Source organism: Sulfitobacter sediminis (assembly GCF_040811725.1).
In the GTDB taxonomy this organism is placed as follows: domain Bacteria; phylum Pseudomonadota; class Alphaproteobacteria; order Rhodobacterales; family Rhodobacteraceae; genus Sulfitobacter; species Sulfitobacter sediminis.
Map to the genome: position 1 here is coordinate 1 of NZ_JBFNXX010000091.1, position 1259 is coordinate 1259.

1 protein-coding gene is annotated in these 1259 nt (G+C 59.3%); it reads right to left on the reverse strand.

Annotated features, from left to right (window positions below; translation table 11 throughout):
• Nucleotides 1-204 precede the first annotated feature (204 nt).
• The coding region (locus AB2B41_RS23285) for an IS5 family transposase (RefSeq protein ID WP_367880217.1) at nucleotides 205-1259 on the reverse strand (1055 nt) is incomplete at its 5' end.

Genomic DNA, 1259 nt, shown 5'->3' on the forward strand with positions numbered 1-1259 from the left:
AGCTACGCGAGAAAGAAGGTAGAGATGCTCTTCGCCCACCTCAAACGCATTATCGGCCTCGACCGCCTCCGCCTTAGCAGGCTGCTGAAAAACGTTTTTGCTGTTGTCTGACAGCTGGGTGTTAGAAGTTTTGGCTTCAGTTTGGGCCACTTTTTGCGGCCTGATGTGGTGTTTGTGGGCTCGGTCCGTGCCCGACGTTTCAGGTCATGCGGCCAGGAGGCCGGGCAGCCTCGCCAGATTGCTTGCCGCCATAGTCATTGTGAACCTGGCGCGCACCTTTTCGATACTGCGATGCACTGTCTGGGCCATGCCTCCAACGGTTTTGGCCCAGCCAAACGGCTCTTCTATCTTCTTTCGGCGCTTCTGCGAGACGGCGTAGCCGGGATGCCGGGTTGTCCGACCGTCGATGGCGGAATGGCGGGCCTTCTGGGCAACATGCGGGGTGACGCAGGCTTTCCTGAGGTCGGCAACAAATTCGGCACTGTCGTACCCTTTGTCCGCGCCAAGCGTCAGCTGCCGGGTCGATCCCGGCGAATGGCGGTGGATCATATCAAGCGCCGCTTTGCGCTCGCCAAACCCATCCGCATGGGTCAGGTCCGCCTGGACGATCAACCCATTCTTGTTCTCCATCAACGTATGTCCCATGAAGCACAGCATCGCGCCTGCGCCGGGCGATTTCTTATAGAGCCGAGCATCAGGGTCACTGATCGACGCATGGGTGGCATTGGATCGCTTCTCGCCCTTGAAATCGACTTCGGTGTTACGGGATTTGCTTTGCATCGGCGGGGTCTCGGGTGGTTGGGGCTGGTCTGGCTTGGTTGGCGTATCATTGTCCGGCGGTGTCGGCGGGTCGCCCAGATCGTCTTCCTCTGGCGGCGCCTTTGGCTGGAAACTCTTCATGGATGCCCAAGCCTTGATCAGCGTGCCATCGACAGAGAAATGGTCGTCAGACAGAAGGGGCTCGACCTCCGGGTGGGCCAGGATCGCTGCCATCACCTTGCGCGACATCTCGGTCGTCAGTAGCCGGTCGCGGTTCTTCGTGAACACCGTTGCAACCCACACCGGGTCGTCGATGCCCAACCCCACAAACCAACGGAACATCAGGTTGTAATCCATCTGTTCCACCAACTGGCGTTCGGATCGGACTGAGAACAGGATTTGCAGCAGGCTGGCGCGGATCAGGCGTTCAGGGGCAATCGAGGGACGCCCTTCATCGGAATAGAGCGCGGCAAAATCTGCATTGAGCCCCGCCAAAGCGT